Below are 25,057 nucleotides of genomic sequence, written 5' to 3'. Positions count from 1 at the left end.
TATGTGTAAGGGACTTGGCTGTACGGACCCTCGCCGTACAGACACGTGGGCGACAGCAGTCCGGGCATCGGATCGGCCGCACGGGCCCGCTCGGCCGACCGGGGACCGCCCGGTCACGCGGATCCGCCCCGCCCCACCCCAGCCAGTGCAACCGTTCCACCGCTCCACCGCCCTGAGACGACAAGTGCCGGGCGTCACCGACCTGGAGAGACCTGATGATCGAATCCGATGCCCTCGGCAGGCGCGGCGACCCCGAGGAGTACGCCGGTGCCGAGGAGTCCGGCGAGGGCAAGGGGGCCGGCGAGGGTGAGGGGGCGGGTGATCGGACCCCTCTCGGGAGACGCGGCGGGCGACGGCGGGGCGGGACCGGAGGCGGCGACCGGCGGGACGGGGCCCCCGGGTTGGGGCGGCGGCGCCGGGTCGTGGCCCTGGTCGCGGGCGGTGCGCTGGTACTGACCGGGGCCGGCGTCGCCGCCTCCGTGGTGGTCAAGTCCCCCGCCCAGGTGGCGGCCGAGGCCGACGCACCCGAGCAGGGTGTGCTGACCGCGCCGGTGGAGAAGCGGGTGCTGAAGGAATCGGTCGTACTGCGCGGCACGGTGGTCGCCGGGCAGTCCGTGGACGTCACGGTGTCGGCGGCGGGCACCACGGGCGTGAGCCGTGCCGTCGTCACCAAGGCGCCCGAGCCGGTCGGCGCCAAGGTCACGGCGGGGCAGGTGATCGCCGAGGTATCCGGGCGTCCGGTGTTCGCACTCAAAGGACGGGTGCCGGTGTACCGCGACCTGAAGTCCGGGACGAGCGGCGACGACGTGAAGCAACTCCAGGACGCCTTGGACAAGTTGGGGCACGCCTCCAGCCCCGACATGCGCGGCGTGTTCGGCGCCGGTACCCGCCGCGCCCTGGCCGCCTTCTACGCCTCCATCGGCTACGACCCGGTCTCCTCGCAGCCCGACGGAGCCACCGCCGTGCAGGACGCACAGGACGCCGTGACCGCCGCGGAGCGGACGGCGCAGGACGCCGAGGACGCCCTCGACGCTCGTGCGACGCCGGAGACCCGGCGGGCCGCGGAGCGCGCGGATCAGGACCTGGAGCGGGCCCGCACCCGGCTGAGCCAGGCGCAGGCGGAGGCAGGCCCGATGCTCCCGGCCTCGGAGGTGGTGTACCTGTCGGCGTTCCCTGCGCGGGTGGACAGCGTGTCCGCGGTGCTGGGCTCGACCGTCACGGGCACGGTGATGACGGTCTCCGCAGGGCGCCTCGCCGTGGACGGCTATCTCCAGGAGGGCCAGAAGGGCCTGGTGAGGGCGGAGCAGCGGGCGGAGATCCTCCAGGAGCAGACCGGCAAGGTGACCCGGGCGCGGGTACGGTCGGTGGCGAACGCCCCCGCGGCGGCCGGGCAGCCCGCCGACGCCTCGTCGGGCGGCGCCGAGGGCGACGCCCCGGCCTCCGGGCAGCAGCCCGCGGCGCAGGGCTACCGGATGGTCGTGGTGCCCGACACCCCGCTCGCCTCGGGCACCGTGGGCCAGGACGTACGGCTCACCGTCGAGGCGGCGTCCACCGACGGCAAGGCACTCGTCGTCCCGGTCGCCGCCGTCTCCGCCGCGTCGGACGGCGGCACGGTCGTCACCGTCGTCGGTGCTGGGGGCAAGCAGCGCAGGGTCGCGGTCCGCACCGGTACCACGGGCGACGGCCATGTGGAGGTCACGGCGGTGGGCGGCGCGGCCCTCGCCGAGGGCGACCAGGTCGTCACCGGTGTCCGGGCCGGTGCGGGGGACGCCGCGTGAGCGGCGGCGAAGGTGAGGCACGGCCACCCGTCATCGAGTTCCGGCAGGTCGCCCTCACCTATCCGGGGCCGCCGCCGGTACCCGCCCTGCTTCCCTGCGAACTTCGCATCGAACAAGGAGAGTTCGTGACCGTGGTCGGCCCGTCGGGGTCCGGCAAGTCGACGTTCCTGAACATTGCGGGACTGCTCGACGCGCCGACCGGGGGACGGTACCTGCTCGACGGCATCGACACCGCGGCACTGCGCGACGGCGACCGCACCGCGCTGCGCGGACGCCGCATCGGCTTCGTCTTCCAGTCCTTCCATCTGCTGCCGCACCGCAGCGCACGGGAGAACGTCGAACTGGCCATGGTCTACAACGACACCCCGCGCGCCGTACGCGCGGACCGTGCCCGCCAGGCACTGGAGCAGGTGGGGCTCGGCCACCGCCTGGACGCGGTGCCGACCCGGTTGTCCGGTGGCGAACGCCAGCGGGTGGCCATCGCCCGTGCTCTGGTGTCGCGGCCCTCGCTGCTGCTGTGCGACGAACCGACCGGAAACCTCGACAGCAGGAACGCGGAGTCGGTACTCGTCCTCCTGGAGGAGCTGCACCGCTCGGGGATGACGGTCCTCGTCATCACCCACGACCCGGCGGTGGCCGCGCGCGGCGCCCGTACGGTGACCATCCGCGACGGCGTCCTCGACGAACGGCGGGACGAGCCGGTGGACGAGCAGGACGAGCAGGTGACGGTATGAGCCGGCATCGCGACACCGGTACCGGCGGACGCCCGGCCAGGCTGCGCCGGGTCCTGCGGCGTGCCGTTCCTCGGTGGCCGGGTCGGGGCCGCCGAGGAACGGCCGTCGAGCCCTCCGTGCTCACCGCCCGTGATCTGCTCGGCGAGTCCCTGGCCGGGGTGCTCCAGCGCCCGGCCCGCTCCGTCCTCACCGCGCTCGGCACCGTTCTCGGAGTCGGTACGTTCGTGGCGATCCTCGGCCTCACGGCAACGACGTCCTCGCAGATCGACTCCCGGTTCAACGCGCTGACCGCGACCGAGGTCAACATCGAGGACGTGGCCCTTGAACAGAACGAGTTCGTCCGCCTCGCCTTCCCCGATGACGCCGACGCGCGGGTGGAACGGCTCGCCGGAGTCGAACACGCGGGCGTGTACTGGACGGTGGACACCCGCGGCACCGACGCCACCGTCCGCTCCTCGCCGGTCGGCGACGCGGCGGACGGGGAACGGGCGGGCATCACCGCCGCCTCACCGGGGGCCGTCGAGGCGGCGGTGCCGCACATGGCCGAGGGCCGGATCTACGACGCGTACGCGGAGCGCACCGCCCAGCCCGTCGTCCTGATCGGCGCCGGGATGGCCCGGCGGCTCGGCATCACCACCCTGGAGACCAGGCCCGCGCTGTTCATCGGCGACCAGCCGTTCACCGTCGTCGGCATCATCGACGACGTCGAGCGCAAAGCGGACCTGCTGCTCTCGGTCGTCGTCCCGCTCTCCACCGCGCTGAAGACTTGGGGCGAGCCGAAGTCCGGCGGCGCCAGGATGCTCGTCGCCACGGAGATGGGCGCGGCCCGCCAGGTCGCCCGCCTAGCCGCGACGGCCCTGCGCCCCGACCACCCCGAGTACTTCAAGTCGGTCCCACCGCCCGATCCGCGTACCCTACGCGGGAACGTGACCGACGACCTCCAGCAACTGTTCCTGCTGCTCGCCGCGATCTGCCTGGTCATCGGCGCCGTGGGCATCGCCAACACCACCCTGGTGGCGGTGCTGGAGCGCACCGGGGAGATCGGGCTGCGCCGTGCGCTCGGAGCCCGCGGCGGGCACATCACGGCGCAGTTCCTCGCCGAGTCCGGGGCGATGGGGGCGCTGGGCGGGCTCATCGGAACGAGTCTCGGCACCCTGACCGTAGTAGGGGTCGCCATCGCCCGGGACTGGACGCCCGTACTGCACACCTCGACCGTGGCGGCGGCGCCGCTCATCGGTCTGGCGACCGGAGTGGTGGCGGGCCTGTACCCGGCGTGGCGGGCGGCTCGTATCCAGCCCGCGGAGGCGCTGCGCCGCTGAACCCGCACCGGGCGGCAACCCTCGCACTCGGGGCCTTCGGACCAGCCGCGGTCCGAAGGCCCCGAGTGCGTCCGCGTACGCCAGGCGTCGGACGACCGTGGCCGGTGGTGACTGACGGACGTCACGGTCAGCGGTCGATCGGGAACACCTGGTCCAGGCCAGTCTCGCGAAGGACCTGCTGGACGGTGTCGTCGAGGGTGCTGGCCGCGTCGACTCCGTCCCCAGTGTGTCGAGCAGCAATCCTTCTTCCGGAACCAGTCGCTGCGACGGTCGGGAGTGACGTGCTGGAGATACTCGGAATCGGCTTTCGTCGCGTGCCGGCACCGTTCCCGATCCTCCTGGCGGAGCTGCGAGTGGCGGGGCTCTTGGAGATGGACGATGCGGCCGTCGACGGCTCCCATGTCAGAGCCCTCAAAGGGGGGGCTCACACCGGACCTTCGCAGGTCGACCGCGCACGTCCGGGCAGCAAGCACCACCTGATCACCGACCAGCACGGCACCCTCTTGGCCGTCTCGCTGACCGGTGGAAACAGGCATGACGTCACCCAGCTGATTCCCCTACAGCGGACCGCGTTGAAGAAGGCGTGGGCGAAGGGGTGGGGCCCGGTCGTCAACCGGCACTGGGCGACACGCGGGATACGGACGCCCCGGCTCTGAACGGGGCGTGGGAGCTTGAGAGGTGGCATGAACCCCGTACCGGGCAGAAGCATGGTTCGGTCCAGGCCGCTCCGCTTGGCGAGGCCACTCTGCCAGGGCGTGGGGCGGCAGGCCGGAGCGCAGAACCTCGGTGTTCGGGCCGAGCATCAGGGTGCTGCCGACCGTGAGGACCGCGTCGCGGCCGTCAGACCGGGCGGTGCGAAATTCGTGACTGAGAGGCACACCCAAGTACATGGTGGCGCAGCCGTCGGGGAGCGCCGGATCGGCGACGTTCCCGTTGTCGGTGAGGCACCAGGCGTGCTCGATCGCGGCGGTGGGCCAGGTGCCGGGGACCAGTGCGTAGCCCTCGACGTACGTCCAGCCCGTGCGGTCGGCCCAGGTGTGGGCGGCTTCGACGCAGCGGCGCCGGGGTGTGCTTCCACGGGTGTGCGCTGGGCCAGGGGGCGGGCGCGTACTGGCCCTGCGCGGTCTGGGGCTGAAGACGCTCGATCCGTATCTCGCCGGGTGGCGCCGTCGGGTGGTCCCGGCGCTCGGGCACTTCCCCGTACGGATGATCAGCAACGGCGCTGTCGACCGCACCGTTCACGGCTGGATCGCCGACGCAGGCGTCCCCGCCCACCTCAACCCCGTCCGCGCACCCCTCAGCCTGGCCGCCCAGCCCGTCCCCGGAAGGCGCCGCTAGACCGCGTGGTCCCCAAGTCAGCCACATACGTCCTGATGCTCGTCTGCGACGGCCTGAAGGGCCTGCCGGACGCGGTCGGGACGGTCTGGCCTCGAACTGTCGTTCAGACCTGCATCGTTCACTTGATCCGCAACAGCATCCGCTACGTCGCCCGCCCGGACTGGGACAAGGTCGCCAAGGACCTCCGTCCTGTCTACACCGCGCCGAGCGAGGCCGCCGCGACCGTGAACGCCCGCATCCGCAAGGCCGTGCGGGCCCGCGGCCACTTCCCGTCCGAGAATGCCGCCCTGAAGTGCGTCTACATAGCGCTGATGAGCCTCGACCCGACCGGCAAGGGCCGGCACCCCTGAACGCCGCCCAGATCGCCTTTGAAGGCCGCCTCACCCCCACCACCAGCCACTGAACCTCAACAACCAAGATCAGCCGTTGATTGGACACTCCCCTACGACAAGACGACTTCAAGGTCAGTAGCAGTGGGCCGATCGACTGATCTCTAGCAATCGCGGGTTGAGATTCCAACCGCGGGTAGGTCCCGGTCGAGCGGCGTGGCCGACTTCCGCTCCGCTAAAGGCGATCAACTCCCTTACTCTGCACGGTAGTCTCGGCGGGGTGAATGGTCTCGCACCCATTGGTCCACCGGAGATCCTCGCTTCGCTCGGGGTGTCCTTCCGATTGCACGAGCACTCTGACGTGACCAGCCCGGTGGAGGTCTGCGCCGCGTTGGGCGTTCCGCTGGGGCGGACGGTCAAGACCTTGGCATTCGTCACTCCCGAGGACCGTCTCCTGCTGGCGGCGTTGCCCGGCCATGCACGGCTGCGGTATGGCGCCCTCGCCCGCGCAGCCGGGGTCCGCCGAGGCGACCTCTCTCCTGCCGATGCCCGGCGGCTGGCGCGGGCGGGGATGCAGCCGGGCGGGGTGTGTCCTGTGTCCGCGGACCGGGCTGCGATGGTGGTGTTCGACAGATCGGTCAGCAGCCTGGGGCGTGTGCACTGCGGCAGCGGTCGGGCCGACAGCAGCATAGAAATCGAGGCGGCAGAGCTCATGGCAGCCGTCCCGGGGGCCGCTACGGCGTCGATCGCCGATCTCTCGGCAGACGAGCCGGCATGACGACCATCCGTGACGCCACGCCCTCGGACGCCGATGACATCTACCGTCTGCTGAGCGGGTTCGTGACGAGCTATCGGCCCGACCGAGTGGTCTTCGACGGCGCCACGTTCCCCCAGATCATCGAGGCCGCCTCGGATGGCAACGCTGAGTTCCTGGTCGCCGAGCAGGACTCGTGCGTGGTCGGGTACCTGCTCGCGGTGTGCATGCCCCCACCCTGTTCGCCGGCGGAACGATCCTCGAACTGCTCGAACTCACCCTGGCCCAGCCGATGCGGGGCCGTGGTACGGGTTCCGCGCTGATCCGGGCCGCACAGGCAAAGGCCCGAAAGGCGAAGGACGTCGAAGTGACCGTGCCGACCCGCAGAGCGGCCGACCTCTATCATGCTCTTGGGTTCCACGAGACCGCTGTTCATCTCAAATGGTCCAGTACATGATCGGGAATCTGTCGACCAATCGGCCAGGAAGCGATCGCCGAGCGGGCTTTCGCCGCAGCCACTCAGAGTGGAGGAGGCCGACGACCGGACGATCGGCCATGAGGTGGAGCCCGTCACCAACTCCTTTGGGCGTAGCCAAGGGTGATGACCGATCAAGCAACTTGTGTGCCAGCCAGCGTCAGGACCGACCTTCTATGCAGGTGGCAACCGGCGACATCCCAGGAATCCGGGGGGCACGCCAACCTCAGCCCTATGGTTAGGAGATGACCTCATTCCGTGACAGGGGACGCCGGATGCTGGGAGAGATCGACGATCTGGCGGCAGCGAAGTTACCTCTGGAACAGTTCTTCCGGCAGCTCCTCACCGTCCTCAGGCCCGCTCTCGGGTGTGAAGCGGGCTGTCTGCACGGGGCCGATCCGGTCACCGGCTTCCTGACCTCCACCGTTGCCGAGGGCCTGCAGCCGACCCCCTTCGAGCACGCCATCTGGTTGGAGATGTGGTCCGAAGACACCACTCGGTTCGTCGACATCCGGGCCGCCGGCCGCATCGTGGAGACCGTCCACCGCGCCACCGGTGGCCGCCCTGAACGCAGCGTGCGCTACCGGGAGTTGCTTGCCGAATACGGGCTCGGCGACGAGCTGCGGATGAACTTCGATGTCGGCGGCGGGTTATGGGGAGCCGCCGCAATGATGCGCGAGGCCGGATCGGCGCCCTTCGGCGTGAGCGAGCAGAGACTGGCCGAACGGGCCGCCCGGGCTGTGGCCGCCGCCCTGCGCGACTATGCGCGGCCCACCGCAGGCACCCCTCACGGGCAGAACCTCAGAGCGGACCCGCAGCACGGACCGTACTGGATGGGGGTCGCCGTCATCGGCCCCACCGGTCGGCTCACCTCCGCGGACTCCGGGGCCCGGCAACTGTTCGAGGAGCTCTCCGAGACGCAGTACCGCCCCGCCGGAGTACCGACCGCACTGGTCTACCTCTCCGAGCAAGCCCGCGCCCACGCGACCTCCGGGAAGGCGGGCTCCCACGCCTGGACCCGGCTGCGCCGCCCCAACGGTCAGTGGCTCTCCGTCCACGCCTCGCTGCTCGACGAGTGCCCGCGGGGCAGCGTCGCCCTGGTCGCCCAGCCCGCGAGCCCGGTCGAGGTCATCCCGCTGTCCCTGCTGGCACACCGGTTCTCCCCCCGCGAGCAGGAGGTGGTCCTTCAGGCAGTACGGGGTTTGAGCACCAGGGACATAGCACAGCGGCTCTTCCTGAGCCCGGCCACCGTCCAGGACCACCTGAAGTCGGCCTTCACCAAGACCGGCGTACGCAGCCGCCGCGAACTCGTCGCACTCCTCGCGGCCCCGTACAACGCCGGACTCGGCCGCCCCCCGGCCTGACGCCCCGCCCGACCATCCCCGCCCCAGCTCTACCCACCCCACCCCGAGACCCGGCACGAGCCCCGACAGAACGAAAGCCCCAGGCCGTTGAACTGGGGCTGTGTCGAGGAACGGTCCGCAACAGGTTGTCTCCGTACCACAGGGAAGAGGTCGTCGAGCCCTCCCCCGTTACCCTATTCGTGGCCCGGCAATGGGGCGCCTGGCTTCCGGGCCCGGTATGGCTGTGTGCCCCCTGTCGAAGTGGATGACCTCGGGGGTGTTGCCGCCGGGCTTCGGGGCACCGCTTGACCGCTGATGAGGGGCCCGACGACCGCCTGGCCCGGCGCAACGCCGGACCTGTTCAACGGGTGCGGATGTCTACTTAACGTGGTTGCCGGCGTGTGGTGCCGCGGGGACGGCCAGGAGTTGAGCAGAGCGAGAGGCGAGAGGCACGCGCACACGGTCGACACCACCGCGATGGATCTCTTCATTGGCCTGGACCTGGTCAAGGAGTTCCACCACGCCCATGGCCGCACCGGGGATGGCAGAACTGTGCACGATAAACGGCTGCCGAACACCGAGCGGAAACTGCTGAAACTGTTCAACAAGCTGGTGGAGATGTTCGGCACTGTGCTGGTGGTCGTGGACCAGGTCGCCAACATCGGCGCTCTGCCGCTGACGGTGGCCCGTGCGGCGGGCTGCCGGGTCGCCTGCCTGCCTGGACTGTTGATGCGGTGGGCCGCCGACCAATACCCGGGCGAGGCCAAGACCGATGCCCGCGATGCCTTCGTGATCGCCGAGACGGCCCGCACGATGCCGCACACCCTGCGTGCGATCGACCTGGATGACGAGACGCTGGCCGCGCTGACCATGCTCACCGGCTACGACAACGACCTCGCAGGGAAGGTCAACCGCACCACCAACCGGCTGCGCGGCCTGCTCTCCCAGATCCGCCCCTCCCCGGAACGGGTTCTGGGCAAGCGCCTGGCCTACCCCCCTACATCCAGGCACTCTTGACCCGGCACAGCTCGCCCGCGAAGATCAGGAGCTGGGGCGGGTCAGGGCCGAGGCCCTGCTCAGGGCGCACGGCTGGCGCAAGGCCCATCACCTCACCAGCGAGATCTTCGAGGCGCTGGACGAGCAGGAGATCGCCGCCCTGCGGAGACCCTCCCTCTCTTCCGCCTCCTGACGTCGCCGCCCGGTATGGGCGTCAGGACTTCCGCCGCCGTGATCGTGGCGATCGGAGACGGCACCACCTTCCCCACCGCCGGACACCCGGCCTCCTGCTCCGGGCTGGCTCCGGCCGTCAAGTCCTCGGGCACCTCGATCCGCGGTGAGCACGCACCCCACCGGGACAACCGGCTCCTCAAACGGGCCCTGTTCCAAGCCGCGTTCGCCGCGATCGGCTGCAAGAGCGACCCGTCTTCCCGGATCTACTGCGACCGCCAGCGCGCCCGCGGCAAGACCCACACCCAGGCCGTGCTCCGCCTCGACCGGCAACGGGTCAACGTCATCCACGCGATGATCCGCACCGGCAGTTGCTACGAACCCCGCGCCCTCACCCTCGCGGCCTGACAACCCGCCCGCTCTGCCTGCTCCAGCGCACCGCACCCGACCCGCCGGGAACCCCAGCGAATCCACCCCACCAGGGTTGACGAAGCAGATAGGCCCCCCGCAAACCTGGGATGTCACCGGTCGCCGCCGAATGGGAAAGTCTGTCCCGGTGCACCACCCCTGCAACGGGGTCCGCCGCCCCGCACCCATGACAGTTCCCCGGCAGAGGAGTTCCCGCCCCATGCCACGTGTCCCTCACCCCGGAGCCCCCGCCGACCGGTCAGACCCCCGCCCGGCCTCCCGCACCGCCGAGTGGCCCGGCCACCCGAGGGTGACCGGGCCACTCGTACGGGAGCCCTCGCGCCGTGCCCCAGGGGCTCCGGACCGAAACCGGAATCGACGGCGGTACGGCCGGGCGGACGACTCACTGCCCGCCCGGCCGGTCACGCTACTGTGCCGCCGTCAGTTCCAGGGGTTGGCCTGCTGGTCGTTGATGGCGGTCCAGAAGCGGGCATTGGGGGCGATGTTGCCGTATGCCCAGAAGCTCCACCCTCCGACGTTCTCCAGGTCCGCACCGTAGCGGCCGTCGTGGAACTCGGCCTGGCGCCAGCCGATGCCGAAGGCCGCCGAGCAGACGCTGTTGGCCGCGGCCTGGCTGTTCAGCCGGGAGCCCTTCACCGACGGGCTGAGCGCGACGGTGCCGCCGGCCCAACCGTTGTAGAAGCCCAGGCTGATGCCCTCCGGCGCCGGGCTGCCGTCCACGTTGATGCAGAGGACCGGCAGCGAGACGGACGGAAGGGTGTCGCCGTTGTACGGGTCGCTCGGCGTCAGGTGCGCCGGACCGCCGACCCGGACGGTCCCGTCGGGGCCCGTGCCCAGCGTCTGCCAGGTCATCCCCTTGTGGGTCGCCGGCCCGGCGGCCTGCGCGGTACCCACCGAGAGGGGAACCAGGGCCAGGCCAAGGGCGACGGCCAGGGCTGCGGTCCGCTTCACACGCTTCATCCGACTGCTCCTTGAGTGTGAGGAAACCGGCCCTTGCGGGGCCAGTGGAAGAAGACTCCCAAGCACCTGCACGAAGCTGACACGATTCCGTCACCGAGTGGTCACGGGGCTTCGAAAGCACTGAGTCGACTCGACGTCGGCCAACCACGAGAGGGACAGATGGAGTTCAGGATTCTGGGGCCACTGGAAGTGTGGACGGACGACGGAAGGCGGGCCCGGACGGAAGGGGCCAAGCAGGAGCGTATGCTCGCCGTCCTGCTGCTGAACGCCGGCGCCGTCGTCCCTGTGGACCGACTGGTCGACGCGGTCTGGGACGACGAACCGCCGGCCACGGCGCACCGCCAGGTACGGAACCTGGCAGGGCTGCTGCGGCGCAAGCTCGCCACAGCCCAGGACGGGCCGCCGGCGCTGCTCACCGACGGACCCGGCTACCGGATCGCACCGGACGGTCACCAGGTGGACGCCCGGACCTTCGCCCACCGGGTGTCGGTGGCGCGCCAACTGGCCGAGCACGATGAACCCGTCGCCGCAGTAAAGGAGTTCCGCTCTGCGCTGAGCCTGTGGCGCGGCCCGGTGCTGGACGGGCTGTCCGGCAGCCTGCTGGCCGCCGGTTCGGTGGCACTGAACGAGCTTCGACTCACCGCCTGGGAGAACTGCCTCGACCTGGAGGCCGAACTGGGCCGGCACCGCCAGATCGTCCCGGAACTGACCGCACTGGTCGCCGAACACCCACTCCGGGACCGCTTCGTGTCACAGCTCGTCCGGGCCCTGCACCGGGCGGGCCGACAGGCCGACGCGCTCGCCGCATACGGCCGGTTCGCCCGACGGCTGGCCGACGAACTGGGCCTCGACCCCGGCCCTGAACTCCAGCTCCTGCAAAGGGAGTTATTCAAGGGCGACCACGCCCCGGCCACCCCCTCGACCCGCCCCCGGCAGCAGGCCCCCAGGCCCGCCCAACTGCCGCCCGCACTGACCACCTTCGTCGGACGGAGAGCGGAACTCGGTGCCCTCGACGGCGGCCTCGCCGGCCCGGCCGTCGCCGCCGGCATCGACGTGGTGACCGGCGGCGCCGGGACGGGCAAGACCGTCCTCGCCGTTCACTGGGCCCACCAGGTCCGCGAGCATTTCCCTGACGGCCAGCTCTACGTCAACCTGCGCGGGTACGCCTTCGGCCCGCCGCTGGCCCCGTACGAGGCGCTGGCCCGCTTCCTGCGGGCCCTCGACACCGGCCCCGAGCGGATACCTGGCACCATCGACGAGAGCGCCGCCCTGTACCGGTCGCTGCTCGCCGACCGCAGGGTTCTGGTACTGCTCGACAATGCCCACAGCGCCGAGCAGGTCCGGCCACTACTGCCCGGCTCCGCGGGCTCGCTGGCCCTGGTGACCAGTCGGGACGGGCTGGCCGGGCTCACCGCCTGCGACGGCGCCCGGCGGCTGGTGCTCGATGTACTCCCCCAGCCCGATGCCGTGGAACTGCTCGCCCGGATCACCGGAGCCGACCGCACCCGCGCCGAACCCCGCGCCGCCGCCGAACTCGCCGCCGCCTGCGGCCACCTGCCGCTCGCCCTCGGCATCGCCGCGGGCCGCCTAGCGGAACGACCCCACCGCACCCTGGCGGAACACGCAGCCGAACTGCACGACTCAGAAAATCGCCTGACGGCTTTTCAGATTGACGGCGACGCCACCTCCGCCCTCCGGGTGGCCTTCGACCTCTCCTACCGCGCCCTGCAACCCGCCCCCCAGCGGCTCTTCCGACTACTCGGCCTGGCCCCCGACAGCTGCATCAGCACGGCCGCGGCCGCCGCGCTCTCCGGCTCGGCCACCGCCGGGACCAGGCCGGTACTCGAACATCTCGCCGCCACCCACCTGGTCAACCCCGCCGGACCGGACCGCTACCGCCTGCACGACCTGCTGCGCTGCTACGCCGCCGAACGTGCCACCGCCGAAACCGGCCCCGACGAACGCGCCGCCGCCCGGGAACGCCTCTGTTCCTGGTACCTGCACCACGCGGAGGCCGCGGCACGCCTGCTCACCCCGCAGCGCCAGCGCCTGCCGCTCACCGTCGTGGGCCCCTGGTACGAGCCGGCGAATTTCACCACTCCGGCCGAGGCGCGGCGGTGGTGCGAGATCGAGCACTCCAACCTGCTGGAGATCGCCCGGTACGCCGCCGAGCACGGCCTCGACGGCCACGCCGGGCAGCTGCCCGTGGTGCTCTGGAGCCACTTCCAGGCTGGCCCGTACCCGGCGGACCGAGTGGAGGCGGACCGGTCGGCGTCGCGACGGCACGCCGGACCGGCGACCGCAGCGGCTAGGGCCACACCCGCAACAACCTGGCCACCACCCTGAGCGTGCAGGGCCGGTACGAACCCGCACTAGGGGTTGTCGTCAAAGTGTCAGGCCCACCTCAACCCCGTCCGCGCACCCCTCGGCCTGGCCGCCCAGCCCGTCCCCGGAAGGCGCCGCTAGACCGCGTGGTCCCCAACTGGTCCCCAGGGACAACGAAAAGGCGGTACCGGATTCCTCCGATACCGCCTACGACCTGCGTACATGCAAGTCGGGACGACAGGATTTGAACCTGCGACCCCTTGACCCCCAGTCAAGTGCGCTACCAAGCTGCGCCACGTCCCGTTGCGTTTCGCGCGGTGTTCCGCGTGATCACGCAGAAAGAACTTTACCCCACCTGAGCGGGTGCCCGGTGCCAGGGCGGCCCGGTGGTGGCGGAGCAGTTCGCCCGGCCGCACGGGACAATCGGCGGATGACTCAGGGCGCAGGGCGGCGGGACGATCGACGGGACCGGGACGAGGCGGGCCGGGCGCGCAGCAGTCGCCCGCGGGACGGGCTCGGGCGGCCCCTGCCGTACGGGGCGGCGGGGGTCGCCCGACAGCCGGAAGGGGTGGTGCGGACGCCCGGGGAGACCGTGGCCGAGGCGCAGCGGCTGCTCGGGCGGGGGATGCCGTTCCACGCGCACGAGGTGTTCGAGGACGCGTGGAAGAGCGGCCCCGAGGAGGAGCGCGCACTGTGGCGGGGGCTCGCCCAGCTGGCCGTGGGACTGACGCACGGCGCGCGGGGGAACGCGAAGGGCGGCGCCCTGCTGCTGCGGCGCGGGGCGTCGGTGATCGAGCAGTGGTCGGCGGGGCCGGAGAAGTTGCGCACGCACGGGCTCGACCTCGTGGGATTGGCCCGGTGGGCGTACCGGCTGGCGGACCGGCTGGAGGCGGATCCGGCTCCGGTGGACGCCGCGGCGCACGCGCCCAGGCTGACCGGTTCCGGCTGACCGGCCGGCGGGGCCGGCGTCCGTGGGGCCGCCCCGGTGCGGCACACTCGGGGGGTGCGACACATCCACGTCATCGGCATCGGTGCGGGCGACCCCGAGCACCTCACCCTCCAGGCGGTCAAGGCGGTGCGGGGCACCGACGTGTTCTTCCTGCTGGACAAGGGAGCGACCACGGCCGACCTGTTGCGCTTGCGCCGGGACGTGCTCGACGCGCATCTGCCGGACCCCTCGGCGCACCGGGTGGTCTCGGTGCGGGACCCCGAGCGGGACCGGCGGGCGGACGGGGCCGCGTATCCGGCTGCCGTGGACGACTGGCGGGCGCGTCGGGCGGAGGTCTGTGCGGAGCTGATCCGCGGGGAGCTGAGCGAGAACGGGGTGGGCGGGTTCCTGGTGTGGGGTGACCCGGCCCTGTACGACAGCACCCTCGCGGTGCTCGACGAGGTGCTCGCGCGGGGTGCGGTGGAGTTCACGTACGACGTCGTGCCCGGTGTCAGCAGCGTCTCGGCACTGGTGGCGCGGCACCGCACGGGGTTGACCCGGGTGGGTCGGCCGGTGCAGATCACCACGGGGCGGCTGCTGGCCGGGGGGTTCCCCGAGGGGGTGGACGACGTGGTGGTGATGTTGGACGGGCAGCAGGCGTTCCGGCAGCTGTACGCCTCGGCCGAGGCGGAGGGCCTGGAGGTGTACTGGGGCGCCTACCTCGGGACGCCGGACGAGATCCTGGTGTCCGGGCCGCTCGCCCGGGTGGGCCCGGAGATCGAGCGGGTGCGGGCCGAGGCCAGGGAGCGCAAGGGCTGGATCATGGACACGTACCTGTTGCGGCGACGTCCGGGCGCGGCCGGGTCGTAGCCGGTCCGGGGCGGCACCGGAGCGGCCGGGTGCCGCTCGTCACCGGGACGGATGGCCCCGGGTGCGCCGGGGGGCACGGGGTGTGACGCTGCTGTGCGTGACCACCACCGACGACCCGGCCGCGTCCGTTCGGCCCGCGGCCGTGTCCGCGCCGGTCCTGGACCGGCGGAGCAGGAACGTCGTCTTCGTGACGATCCTGCTGGGGGTGCTCCTGGCCGCGCTCGACCAGACGATCGTGGGGACGGCGCTGCCGACGATCGTGTCGGAGCTCGGGGGCGCCGACCACATGTCGTGGGTGGTGACCTCGTACCTGTTGGCCGAGACCGTGGCGACGGTGCTCGTCGGCAAGTTCGGTGACCTGTTCGGGCGCAAGGTCGTCTTCCAGGTGTCGGCGGTCGTCTTCATCACGGGTTCGTTCCTGTGCGGGTTGGCGACGAACATGACGTTGCTGATCCTGTGGCGGGGGGTGCAGGGCGTCGGCGCGGGCGGGCTGATGGTCACGTCGATGGCGCTGATCGCGGATGTGATCCCGTTGCGGGAGCGGGGCAAGTACCAGGGTGCGATCGGCGGCGTGTTCGGGGTGGCGACGGTCATCGGGCCGTTGATCGGCGGGTTGTTCACCGACCATCTGACGTGGCGGTGGGCGTTCTACGTCAATGTGCCGATCGCGATCGTGGTGGTGATCGCGGCTGCCCGGACGATCCCGGTGGTGCGGTCGGCGTCCCGGCCGGTCATCGACTACCTGGGGATCGCGCTGGTCGCGGTGGGGGCCAGCGCGTTGATCCTGGCGACGAGTTGGGGCGGCAACGAGTACGCGTGGGGCTCCGGGGTGATCGTGGGGCTCTTCGTGGGCGGGGTGGTGGCGCTCGGGGGGTTCTGCTGGGTGGAGTCGCGGGCCGCGGAGCCGATGCTGCCGATGCGGCTGTTCGCCGATCCGGTGTTCACGGTCTGTTCGGTGCTGAGCTTCATCGTGGGGTTCGCGATGCTCGGCGCGATGACGTTCCTGCCGACGTACCTCCAGTACGTGGACGGTGACTCCGCGACGGTGTCGGGGGTGCGGACGCTGCCCATGGTGATCGGGCTGCTCATCGCGTCCGTCTTCAGCGGCAACGTGGTGAGCCGGACGGGGAGTTACCGGATCTTCCCGATCGTGGGTTCGCTGGTGATGGCGGTGGGCCTGTACCTGCTGTCGCTGATGGGGAGCGGAACGAGTACGTGGCTGGCGTCGCTGTACATGTTCGTCCTCGGCACGGGGATCGGCCTGTCGATGCAGGTGCTGACGATCGCGGTACAGAACACCGTGGACTACGCGGATCTGGGTACGGCGACGTCCGGGGTGACGTTCTTCCGTACGTTGGGCAGTGCGTTCGGTACGGCGGTCTTCGGCACGATCTACACCAACGCGCTGCGGCCCAACCTCGCGGACGGGGTGGCGGAGGCGGCCCGCACGGGCTCCGTGGACGCGGCGACGGCGGGGCGGGCCGCGATGAGTCCGGAGGGGCTGCACCGGCTGCCCGCGGATGCGGCGGCGCCGATCGTGCACGCGTACCAGGAGTCGCTGCAAACGGTGTTCCTGTGGACGGTTCCCGTGGCGCTGCTCGGCTTCCTGGTGGCGTTGTTCCTGCGTGAGGTGCCCTTGCGGGACAGTGCCCGGATGGGGTCGTCCGACCTGGGCGAGGGCTTCGCGCAGCCGTCGTCGGGGGACTCCCAGCGGCTGTTGGAGGTGGCGGTCGCGAACGTGCTGCGGACGGCGGGGCCCGATACGGCGCGGCGGATCGTCGTCGAGTCGGACACCCGGCTCGATCCGGCGGGCGCGTGGGCGGTGATGGAGGTCGAGATGCTCCACCGGCTCGTCGGGCACGCCAGCCTCGGGCTGATCGCGGCCCGTCGGCACATGCCGCCCGAGGTGTTGGTGCCGGTCTTCGAGCGGATGGTCGAGGAGGGGTTCCTCACCCGGTCCGGGTCGTTGTTCTCGCAGACGGCGGCCGGGGAGCGGGAGGCCGCGGCGATCACGCGGGCGTGGGCGCAGTGGCTCGACGAACGGTTGGAGCGGGACGGTGACCGTCCGCCGGACACCGCGCTGCGGGCCGCGGTGGACAGCATTTCCAAGCGGCTGCTGACCGAGGACATGTCCGGGGTGCCGCTGGCGCGCGCGGCGTCGGGGTAGGCGGGCCCGCGCACCTCGGGCGCGGTCGGAGGGGAATCACGCACCGCTTGCCGATGGATACCGGGTGGGGGTATAAAGATCAGGACGGGAGATACCCCCTAGGGGTTTCTCGGGGGGCGTTGGCCTCCTTCCGTCCGCACCCCGTCCGCACCTGCTTTCCCGGAGGAACCACCATGTCGTCCTGCTGCTCCACCGACGGCTCCTGCTCGACCGGCGAGACCATCGAGATCACCGCCGACAGCCGCACCACCGCCTACCAGGTGTCCGGCATGACCTGCGGCAGCTGCGAGTCCTCGGTCTCGAAGGCGGTCGGCGCCCTCGACGGCGTCCTGGCCGTGGCGGTCGACGTCCGGGCGGGCGTGGTCACGGTGACCACCGGCGCCGAGCCGGACGACGCCGCGGTCTCCCGCGCGGTCGAGGAGGCCGGGTACGCGGTCACCGGTCGGGCCGCCTGAAACGGCGCCACGGGTGCGGGTCCCGGCCGGCAGCCGGGACCCGCACCGCCCCGTCCCCCCGAGGAGGGCGCCGGAGAACGGTATGACCGCCTATGGCAAGAGCTGCCTCAAGTGACGGGTATGTCATGGTGGAGGCGTGCTCGACGACATAGACCGCAGGATCGTGCAGACGCTGACCCGTGACGGCCGGACCCCTTACACCGGTCTCGCACGGGATCTCGGCGTGTCCGAGACGACGATCCGCCAGCGGGTGGCGCGGCTCCAGGAGAGCGGCGTCCTACGGATCGTGGCCCTGTGCAATCCGCTGACGCTGGGCCACCAGTCGGTGCGCCTGATGATCCGGGTCCGGGACCTCACCCCGCGCGCGGTGGCGAAGACGCTGTCCGGGATGCCGATGATCAACCGGGTGGCGCTGTGCGCGGGCAGTCAGGACATCTTTCTGGACGGCACCTGTCGCGACCAGGCCCAGCTCGTCCAACTGCTGGACGACATCCGCATGCTGCCCGGCGTGTCCCGGGTGCAGGTGTTGTTGCTGTTGGAACTGTTCAAGGACTACTCGTGGAGCGGCCTGGCCAGCGCCGTGGGACAGGGAGTCACCGCGGACCAGGACTGAAGCGGCCACGTCCGCGCGGGACGGCTGCACCCCCGGGTCAGCCGGGGATGATGCGCTCCCCGGGCTGCACCGGCACCTCCCGGAAGCCGGCCCACAGGTACGAGTCCTTGATGACCTCCAGCACGGTCAGCGCCTCCGCGTGGGCGACGCCGTTCACCCGGCGCACCCGTTCGGTCAGCAGCTCCGCGAGGTGCTCCAGATCGCGACAGCGCACGTCCACGATCAGGTCGTAGGGCCCCACGCAGGACGCCACGTAGCGCACCTCCGGCATCCGTGAGAGTTCGCGGGCCACCAGCGCCACCGGGATGTGGTGGACGCGCACCGCGAGGTGCACCTCCATCTCCCCCATGCGCACCGGGTCGACCATGCCGACCACCTGGAGCACGCCCTTGCGCTGGAGCCGCTGGTAGCGGGCGCGCACGGACGCCTCGGAGAGGCCGATGGTCCGTCCGACCTCGGCGAACGAGCGGCGACCGTCCACCCTCAGCTGATCGATGATCTGCCGGTCCAGGTCATCGATCATGAGGCGCCTCCAGCCATAGGTGGTTCACGCATCAATTATCCCCCGGACGTCAAGGGTCGCCCGTCGCCGCTTCCCTCCACTACGAGATCCGTGGAAATAACCGCCACTTTCCACGGGATTCGTTCCTCCTTCATCTTTTCGGCCAGTGGCCAATCATCGACGCTGTTCTCCAACACGAACCCGCCCCGGACCTAGGAGAACCGCGACATGCACTCGACCCCTCCGCCCGACCGGACCGGCCGTCGGACGTCCCGGTGACGGCGACCGCCCCCCGGCCCGCGGGCCGGACCGCCGTGACCACCGCGCTGCTGGCCCCGGCCGGCATCACGGTGATCGGCCTGGTGCTGGTGCCGCTGTTCCTCGTGGTGCGCAACAGCTTCGCCTCGGCCGACGCGTACGGCGGGGTGACGGGCGGATTCACCCTCACCAACTACCAGGACCTGATGGAGCCGATCTACCTCAAGGTCTTCGGCTACAGCCTCGGCATGGCGGCCCTCAACACGGCCGTCTGTCTGGTCCTCGGCTACGTGGTCTCGTACTACCTCGCCAGCCGGCCCCCGCAGCGCCAGATGCTCCTCCTGCTGCTGATCATCGTGCCGTTCTGGACCGACTTCCTGGTCCGGACGTTCGCCTGGATCAACCTCCTGAGCCCCGGCGGGCCGGTCAACAGCCTCACCGACGCCATCGGCTTCACCGACGGGCCCACCCAGTGGATACCCAGCCAGGGGGCGTCCTTCATCGGGCTGGTGTACGCGTTCCTGCCCACCGCGATCTTCCCGATCTACGCCTCGTTGCGCGGGGTCGACAACTCCCTGGGCGAGGCCGCACGGGACCTCGGCTGCGGCTGGTGGCGGGTGCACACCCGGGTCCTGCTCCCGATCGCCCGTCCGGGCATGCTCGCGGCGGCACTGCTCACCTTCATCCCGACCCTGGGCGTGTTCGTCATCCCCGTCCTGCTCGGCGGCGGGCGCGACCAACTCGTCGGCAACCTGATCGTGACCCTGTACACCGAGTTCCGCAATCAGCCGATGGGCGCCGCGGCCTCCGTGGTCCTGCTGGTGCTGATGGTGGCCTCGATGGCGGTCTTCGGACTCGCCGCCCGGCGGCTGAGGAGGAAGACCGCATGAAACACGCCCTCGACACCGTGACCGCCTGGCTCGCCCGGGGCGTCATCGCCTTCCTCTACATCCCCATCGTCGTCGTGGTCGTGCTGTCGTTCAACGACTCCGAGGTCACCTACAAGTGGGCCGGGTTCTCCACCCGCTGGTACGGAACGCTCGCCGACAACACCGAACTGCTGGCCGCCCTGCGGGTCAGCGCGGAGGTCGCCCTGATCTCCGCGACCCTGGCCACGCTGTGCGGGCTCCTGTCCGCCATGGGCATGGCCCGGCTCGCGACCCGGTGGAAGGCCGTGTTCTCGGGCGGGCTGTTCCTCCCGCTGATCATTCCGGAGATCGTGCTGGGCGTGGCCCTGCTGTCGGTCTTCGGCGCGATGAGCGCGACCCTCGGGATGACGACCCTCGTCCTGGGCCACCTGGTGGTGACCCTGCCCTACGCCGCCCTGATCGTCCTCGGCGCGTACAACGCGCTCGACCCCTCCCTCAAGGAGGCCGCGACCGACCTGGGTTGCGGACCCTGGCAGGCGTTCCGGCGGGTGACCCTGCCGCTGCTGCGGCAACCGCTGCTCGCCGCGTGGCTGCTCTGCTTCACCATCTCCTTCGGCAACATCGTCATGTCGACGTTCACCAACGGCATCGGCTCCACCACCCTCCCGCTGCGCGTGTACTCGATGCTCAAGGGCGGGCTCACGCCGGAGATCAACGCGCTCGGCACCCTGCTCGTGCTCTTCACCCTCCTGATCATCCTGGGCGTGGGCCTGCGCCAGATGCGTCAGGTGCTGCTCGGCGGCAAGCGCGGCTAGGCCCCCTCCCCGGCCCGCTCGCCGTCCCCTCCCCTCCTCCCCCGGCCTTCCCACACCGGCTCCGCGAAAGGCACCCTCATGCGCAAGAAGAGCGTCTCCAGAACCCTGTTGGCCGCTTCCGTCGCCACCGTCACGGCCCTCGTCGTCACCGGTTGCTCCGACTCCGGCTCCGATGCCGGTTCGGGCGGCGGCAAGAAGCTCAACATCTACGCCTGGGCCGGGGAGATCCCCGAGTCGGTGGTGAAGAAGTTCGAGCAGGAGACGGGCATCAAGGTCACCCTCGACACCTTCGACAGCAACGAGACCATGACCGCCAAGCTGAGCTCCGGTTCGGCGGGGTACGACCTGGTCGAGCCCAGCCAGTACACGGTCCAGCAGCTCGTCGGACAGAAGCTGATCCAGCCCCTCGACCACTCCCGCATCAAGGGCCTGGACAACCTCGCGGACAAGTTCCGGGACCCGACCTACGACCCGGGCAACAAGTACAGCATCCCGTGGATCTGGGGCACCACGGGCTTCGCCTACAACGACAAGTGCATCGACTCGGCGACCAGTTGGAAGACCCTGTTCGACAAGGAGCACCGCGGCAAGGTCTACATGCTGGACAACATGCTGGCCGCCTACATCGCCGGCCTCCAGGTGACCGGCTCGCGCGCCACCAGCACCGACGAGGGCGAGATCGCCGCCGCGACGAAGGCGCTGGAGGACCAGAAGGACATCCTCGCGGGCTACAACTCGACCAACTACCCGCAGTTGCTCTCCTCCGGCCAGGCGTGCGCCGCGCAGGCGTGGAGCGGGACCGCGATGGCGAAGGTCGTCGCGGCCAACGAGAACGTGCACTACGTCATCCCGGAGGAGGGCGGCTCGATCTGGACGGACGGCCTGTCCATCCCGAAGGGCGCCAAGAACACCGACGCGGCGTACGAGTTCATCAACTTCACCCTGCGCCCCGAGATCGCCGCGATGGCCACCGACGACGGCGGCAGCGCCAGCACCAACGCCAAGGCCCGGGACCTCGTCAAGGACAAGAAGGCCCTGGACAACCCGGCGATCTACGCGTCCGACGAGTCGATCAAGAACGCGGACTTCCTGCTCGACCCGGGGACCGCGATGAAGCACTTCCAGCAGGGCTGGACCAAGGTGAAGGCGTCCTGACATGACAACGACCGCCATCGAGCCGACCGGCCGCACCGGGACCGACGCACCCGCCGTCCGCCTCACCGGGGTCGGCAAGTCCTTCGGCGGCATCCCGGCCGTCCAGGACGTCACCCTCGACATCCGGAGCAACGAGTTCTTCTCGATCCTCGGGCCGTCGGGCTGCGGCAAGACCACGCTGATGCGGATGATCACCGGGTTCGAGACGCCGACCGAGGGCACCGTGGAACTGGGCGGGGTCCCCGCGACGGGCGTCCCGCCGCACAAACGGGACCTCAACATGCTCTTCCAGAGCTACGCCCTGTTCCCGCACCTCAGCGTCCACGACAACATCGCCTTCGAGCTGAAGGTGCGCAAGTCGCGGCCCAAGGCGGAGATCGGCGCGGCCGTGCGGGAAGCCCTCGCCCTGGTGCGCCTGGAGGGGTACGGGGAGCGGTCCATCGCGCAGCTCTCCGGCGGTCAGCGCCAGCGCGTCGCCATCGCGCGGGCCCTGATCGGTCGGCCCTCGCTGCTCCTGCTCGACGAACCCCTCGGCGCCCTCGACCAGAAGCTCCGGGCCGAGATGCAGTTGGAGCTGAAGAAGATCCAACGCGAGGTCGGCGTCACCTTCGTCACGGTCACCCACGACCAGGAGGAGGCGCTCACCATGTCCGACCGCATCGCGATCATGGACGGGGGGCGGGTCCTCCAGGTGGACACTCCGGAGGCGATCTACGAGCGGCCCGCCACCCGCTTCGTGGCCGACTTCATCGGCACCTCCAACCTCCTCACCGGAACCCTGGGCGGTCACCGGCTCGGGGTGGCGCAGCTCGGCAACCTCACCGTCCCGGACGGCCACGGACTGGCCGACGGCACCGAGGCGCACCTCGCGGTCCGCCCGGAGAACGTCCGGCTCGCCCCGGCGGGCACCGCACCGGACGGCGGCGAGGTCACCGTGGACGGCGCCCTCCAGCAGGTGGTGTACCTCGGCAACGCCACCCGCTACCACCTCACGCTGGCCGACGGCTCCGACTTCGTCGCCGAGGCGCGGGGGGCGGACACCAGCGGGCTCGCCCTCGGTGATCCGGTGACCGCCGGTTGGGCGGTCCGGCACTCCCGGGTGCTGGCCGAATGACCCGCCGACCGCGCCCCGCAACCGCACCGTCCCCGCGCACCAAGGAGATACGGCCGTGAAGGTCGCAGCAGCCCAGTTCGCCCCGACCGCCGACGCGGCGGCCAATCTCGCGGTCATCGAGGAGATGACCCGTGAGGCCGCCGCGGCCGGTGCCCAACTCGTCGTCTTCCCCGAGGAGTCGATGGTCCCCTCGGACGCCGACGAGAACGGCGACGTCCCGTTGCGGGAGCTCGCCGAGCAGCACTGGCCCGCCTTCCTGGAAGGGATCACCCGCATCGCCGCGACGTACGGCACCGCGGTGATCGCCGCCGGCTACGAGGACAGCGGCGAAGCCCTCCCCTACAACACCATCGCCGCCGTGGACGCGAGCGGCGAAGTCCTCGGTCTCTACCGCAAGATGCACCTGTACGACGCCTTCAACTACCGGGAGTCGCAGAAGGTCCAGCGCGGTGACACCGGGCCGGTCGTCGTCCGCATCGGCGACTTCAACGTGGGCCTGGTGAACTGCTACGACGTCCGCTTCCCGGAGTTCACCCGGTCGTTGGTGGAGATGGGCGCCGACCTGCTGTCGGTCTCGGCCGCCTGGGTCAAGGGCCCGCTCAAGGAGGACCACTGGACGACGCTGCTGCGCACCCGGGCGATCGAGAACACCTGCTGGGTGATCGCGTCCTCGCTGACCACACCCGACTGCATCGGCATGAGCATGGCCGTCGACCCGCTCGGAGTGGTCCGCGCGGCCCTCGGCGAGGAGGAACGGTCGATGCTGGTCGTCGACGCCGACAAGGACCGCATCGACCGGGCCCGCACGATCCTTCCCGTGCTCCGCAACCGCCGCATCATCATCGGACCGAGGTGACCCGTCCCATGCCGCTCGACCTTCGTGACCTGCCCGCCGCCCCCGACGCGGACCTGCTCGCCAAGCTCCGCCGGGTCGACTTCCCAACCCTCGGCCATTACCTGGAGGAGGGCTTCTGCGCCCCGGAACTCCAGCGCATGGCCGGGACGGAACGGATCGTCGGCCGGGCCGTCACCGTACGGATCACCGCGACCGACTCGACGATGCTGCACCATGCGGCCGGACTGGTGGAACCCGGAGACGTGGTCGTCGTCGACTGCGGCGGTGACCGTCGGCACGCCCCGCTCGGTGAGGTGGTCGTCAACGCGCTCGCCTCCCGACGCGCGGCCGGCGCCGTGGTGGACGGACTCTGCACCGACATCGACGCCCTGCGTGCGCTCGGACTCCCCGTGTACGCGTACGGCCGCACCCCGCTGACCACCAAGCTGCACGGCATCGCCGACGGCTCCCTGTGCGCCCCCGTCACCTGCGGCGGGGTCCCCGTGCACGCGGGTGACCTCGTCCTCGGTGATGCGAACGGGGTGATCATCGCCCCCGCGGAGCGGCTCGCCGCCGTGATCGACGAGGCGTTGGCCGATGACGCCGAGGAACCCGAGCTCGTGGCGCAACTGTGGGCGGGCGAGCCCCTGGGTTCGCTCACCGGAGCCACCGACACCCTCCAACGGCTGGGCTGAACCACCGCGTTCGCGGGCCCCGCACCGCACCCCACCCCCATACCCCCCGAAAGGACCATCGTGTTGCTGAAAGCCGCCGTCAACGGCGGGCGCTCCCAGGCCGAGCAGCCCACCGTCCCCGTCACCGCAGCGGAGATCGCCGCCGACACCGTCGCGGTGCTCGCGGCCGGAGCGGACGTCGTCCACTTCCACGTCCGCACCCCGGACGGGGGACAGACCATCCGCCCCGACGCCCTGGCCGAGGTCCTGTCCGCGATCCGTGGCGCCGCCCCGGGCGCGGTGGTCGGGACGACGACGGGCCTGTGGACCTGCTCGGGCCCCGTGGAGCGTTACGACCTGGTCAAGGCATGGGAGGTGCTGCCGGACTTCGCTTCCGTCGCGTTCAGCGAGGAAGGTGCGGCCGAGACGGCCCGACTGGTCCTGGACCGGGGCATGGTCCTGGAGAGCGCGGTGTGGACGATGGACGACGTGCCGCGGCTGCTCGACTCGTCGACCCTGCACGACAACGTGCGCATCCTGATCGAACCCGTCGAGGAGGACCCCGTGCGGGCGGTCGCCGAAGCCCGGGCCATGGCCGCGCGGGTGCGGGCGGCCGGGGTGCGCTGCCCGATCCTCTACCACGGTGACGGCCCCACGGTCTGGCCCCTGGTGCGGGCGGCGATCGAGGACGGCCACGAGACCCGGGTGGGCTTCGAGGACGGCACCGACCTGCCCGACGGGTCGCCCGCCGCCGACAACGCCGCCCTGGTGCGCGCGGCCCGTGCCCTGGCCGCTTCCTGAGCACCACGATCCCCGGGCCCGGCCCGGTCGCGTTCCCCCCACGGGAACGG

At 71.0% G+C, this 25,057-nt stretch carries 23 protein-coding genes, 1 tRNA gene and 3 pseudogenes; 24 read left to right on the top strand and 3 right to left on the bottom strand.

Going from position 1 to position 25,057, the window contains the following annotated elements; all coding sequences use genetic code 11:
• Positions 1-215 precede the first annotated feature (215 nt).
• The 11 genes and pseudogenes from ACFV88_RS14715 (at position 216) to ACFV88_RS14665 (ending at position 9,645) form a co-directional block, all read left to right on the top strand.
• On the top strand, positions 216-1,778 hold the full coding sequence (locus tag ACFV88_RS14715) for a peptidoglycan-binding protein (protein ID WP_385490435.1): 1,563 nt from the start codon (positions 216-218) through the stop codon (positions 1,776-1,778).
• Entirely contained in the window at positions 1,775-2,512 is a 738-nt protein-coding gene (locus tag ACFV88_RS14710; protein WP_385490433.1) for an ABC transporter ATP-binding protein, read from the top strand. The genes ACFV88_RS14715 and ACFV88_RS14710 overlap by 4 nt, the downstream gene beginning before the upstream one ends.
• Complete coding sequence (locus ACFV88_RS14705; protein ID WP_385490430.1) at positions 2,509-3,831, top strand: ABC transporter permease; 1,323 nt, start codon at positions 2,509-2,511, stop codon at positions 3,829-3,831. Before ACFV88_RS14710 ends, ACFV88_RS14705 begins: the two co-directional genes overlap by 4 nt.
• Positions 3,832-4,101: 270 nt before the next feature.
• Positions 4,102-4,391, top strand: a pseudogene (locus tag ACFV88_RS14700) (transposase); the annotation flags it as partial.
• A gap of 520 nt (positions 4,392-4,911) precedes the next feature.
• Positions 4,912-5,169, top strand: a complete 258-nt coding sequence (locus ACFV88_RS14695) for a hypothetical protein (RefSeq protein WP_385490427.1) — start codon at positions 4,912-4,914, stop codon at positions 5,167-5,169.
• Positions 5,170-5,198: 29 nt separating this feature from the next.
• Positions 5,199-5,572, top strand: a pseudogene (locus ACFV88_RS14690) (transposase); the annotation flags it as partial.
• A gap of 269 nt (positions 5,573-5,841) precedes the next feature.
• Positions 5,842-6,276, top strand: coding sequence for a YbaK/EbsC family protein (locus ACFV88_RS14685; protein ID WP_385490425.1), 435 nt, complete (start codon positions 5,842-5,844; stop codon positions 6,274-6,276).
• Positions 6,273-6,575: a hypothetical protein gene (locus tag ACFV88_RS14680; RefSeq protein WP_385490629.1), complete on the top strand. Its 303-nt coding sequence runs from the start codon at positions 6,273-6,275 to the stop codon at positions 6,573-6,575. The genes ACFV88_RS14685 and ACFV88_RS14680 overlap by 4 nt, the downstream gene beginning before the upstream one ends.
• A complete protein-coding gene (locus tag ACFV88_RS14675; RefSeq protein ID WP_385490618.1) occupies positions 6,545-6,709 on the top strand; it encodes a GNAT family N-acetyltransferase in 165 nt (54 codons plus the stop codon). The genes ACFV88_RS14680 and ACFV88_RS14675 overlap by 31 nt, the downstream gene beginning before the upstream one ends.
• 263 nt (positions 6,710-6,972) lie before the next feature.
• Entirely contained in the window at positions 6,973-8,091 is a 1,119-nt protein-coding gene (locus tag ACFV88_RS14670) for a LuxR C-terminal-related transcriptional regulator (RefSeq protein WP_385490422.1), read from the top strand.
• 456 nt (positions 8,092-8,547) lie between these two features.
• Positions 8,548-9,645: pseudogene (locus tag ACFV88_RS14665) on the top strand (IS110 family transposase).
• Between the two features lie 441 nt (positions 9,646-10,086).
• On the opposite strand, the gene ACFV88_RS14660 reads toward ACFV88_RS14665, so the two are convergent.
• Positions 10,087-10,626: a hypothetical protein gene (locus ACFV88_RS14660; protein WP_385490419.1), complete on the bottom strand. Its 540-nt coding sequence runs from the start codon at positions 10,624-10,626 to the stop codon at positions 10,087-10,089.
• Between the two features lie 243 nt (positions 10,627-10,869).
• Here ACFV88_RS14660 and ACFV88_RS14655 point away from each other — a divergent pair, with 243 nt between their 5' ends.
• Positions 10,870-12,972 (top strand): BTAD domain-containing putative transcriptional regulator, encoded by a 2,103-nt coding sequence (locus tag ACFV88_RS14655; protein WP_385490417.1) that lies wholly within the window; start codon positions 10,870-10,872, stop codon positions 12,970-12,972.
• Between the two features lie 208 nt (positions 12,973-13,180).
• Here ACFV88_RS14655 and ACFV88_RS14650 read toward each other — a convergent pair.
• Positions 13,181-13,254 (bottom strand) — tRNA-Pro (locus tag ACFV88_RS14650).
• Between the two features lie 127 nt (positions 13,255-13,381).
• Here ACFV88_RS14650 and ACFV88_RS14645 point away from each other — a divergent pair.
• From ACFV88_RS14645 to ACFV88_RS14625, 5 genes are all read left to right on the top strand, one after another.
• Positions 13,382-13,900, top strand: coding sequence for a DUF309 domain-containing protein (locus ACFV88_RS14645; RefSeq protein WP_385490415.1), 519 nt, complete (start codon positions 13,382-13,384; stop codon positions 13,898-13,900).
• 54 nt (positions 13,901-13,954) lie between these two features.
• On the top strand, positions 13,955-14,749 hold the full coding sequence (gene cobF, locus ACFV88_RS14640) for a precorrin-6A synthase (deacetylating) (RefSeq protein ID WP_385490412.1): 795 nt from the start codon (positions 13,955-13,957) through the stop codon (positions 14,747-14,749).
• Positions 14,750-14,846: 97 nt separating this feature from the next.
• The gene (locus ACFV88_RS14635; protein ID WP_385490409.1) at positions 14,847-16,916 is read left to right on the top strand and encodes an MDR family MFS transporter; all 2,070 of its coding nucleotides are present in this window, start codon (positions 14,847-14,849) and stop codon (positions 16,914-16,916) included.
• A gap of 173 nt (positions 16,917-17,089) precedes the next feature.
• Positions 17,090-17,371 carry a heavy-metal-associated domain-containing protein gene (locus ACFV88_RS14630; RefSeq protein WP_385490407.1) on the top strand — a complete coding sequence of 94 codons (282 nt, stop codon included), beginning with the start codon at positions 17,090-17,092 and terminating at the stop codon, positions 17,369-17,371.
• Positions 17,372-17,507: 136 nt separating this feature from the next.
• Complete coding sequence (locus tag ACFV88_RS14625) at positions 17,508-17,984, top strand: Lrp/AsnC family transcriptional regulator (protein WP_385490405.1); 477 nt, start codon at positions 17,508-17,510, stop codon at positions 17,982-17,984.
• A 37-nt stretch (positions 17,985-18,021) separates the two neighbouring features.
• Here ACFV88_RS14625 and ACFV88_RS14620 read toward each other — a convergent pair whose 3' ends face one another.
• Complete coding sequence (locus ACFV88_RS14620; RefSeq protein ID WP_385490402.1) at positions 18,022-18,507, bottom strand: Lrp/AsnC family transcriptional regulator; 486 nt, start codon at positions 18,505-18,507, stop codon at positions 18,022-18,024.
• 254 nt (positions 18,508-18,761) lie between these two features.
• On the opposite strand from ACFV88_RS14620, the gene ACFV88_RS14615 reads away from it, so the two are divergent.
• From ACFV88_RS14615 to ACFV88_RS14585, 7 genes are all read left to right on the top strand, one after another.
• Positions 18,762-19,634, top strand: coding sequence for an ABC transporter permease (locus ACFV88_RS14615; RefSeq protein WP_385490399.1), 873 nt, complete (start codon positions 18,762-18,764; stop codon positions 19,632-19,634).
• The gene (locus ACFV88_RS14610) at positions 19,631-20,428 is read left to right on the top strand and encodes an ABC transporter permease (RefSeq protein WP_385490397.1); all 798 of its coding nucleotides are present in this window, start codon (positions 19,631-19,633) and stop codon (positions 20,426-20,428) included. Before ACFV88_RS14615 ends, ACFV88_RS14610 begins: the two co-directional genes overlap by 4 nt.
• A gap of 78 nt (positions 20,429-20,506) precedes the next feature.
• The gene (locus ACFV88_RS14605; protein WP_385490394.1) at positions 20,507-21,583 is read left to right on the top strand and encodes a PotD/PotF family extracellular solute-binding protein; all 1,077 of its coding nucleotides are present in this window, start codon (positions 20,507-20,509) and stop codon (positions 21,581-21,583) included.
• A 1-nt stretch (position 21,584) separates the two neighbouring features.
• Positions 21,585-22,697 (top strand): ABC transporter ATP-binding protein, encoded by a 1,113-nt coding sequence (locus ACFV88_RS14600; RefSeq protein ID WP_385490391.1) that lies wholly within the window; start codon positions 21,585-21,587, stop codon positions 22,695-22,697.
• Positions 22,698-22,752: 55 nt separating this feature from the next.
• Entirely contained in the window at positions 22,753-23,553 is an 801-nt protein-coding gene (locus ACFV88_RS14595; protein WP_385490389.1) for a carbon-nitrogen hydrolase family protein, read from the top strand.
• A gap of 8 nt (positions 23,554-23,561) precedes the next feature.
• Complete coding sequence (locus tag ACFV88_RS14590) at positions 23,562-24,227, top strand: RraA family protein (RefSeq protein WP_385490386.1); 666 nt, start codon at positions 23,562-23,564, stop codon at positions 24,225-24,227.
• A gap of 60 nt (positions 24,228-24,287) precedes the next feature.
• The gene (locus tag ACFV88_RS14585) at positions 24,288-25,007 is read left to right on the top strand and encodes a 3-keto-5-aminohexanoate cleavage protein (RefSeq protein ID WP_385490383.1); all 720 of its coding nucleotides are present in this window, start codon (positions 24,288-24,290) and stop codon (positions 25,005-25,007) included.
• The last annotated feature ends 50 nt before the right edge of the window (positions 25,008-25,057 follow it).

Source organism: Streptomyces sp. NPDC059816 (assembly GCF_042732055.1).
In the GTDB taxonomy this organism is placed as follows: domain Bacteria; phylum Actinomycetota; class Actinomycetes; order Streptomycetales; family Streptomycetaceae; genus Streptomyces.
The sequence above is the reverse complement of the archived record's forward strand: the minus strand, read 5'-3'. Positions and strand labels throughout refer to the sequence as shown.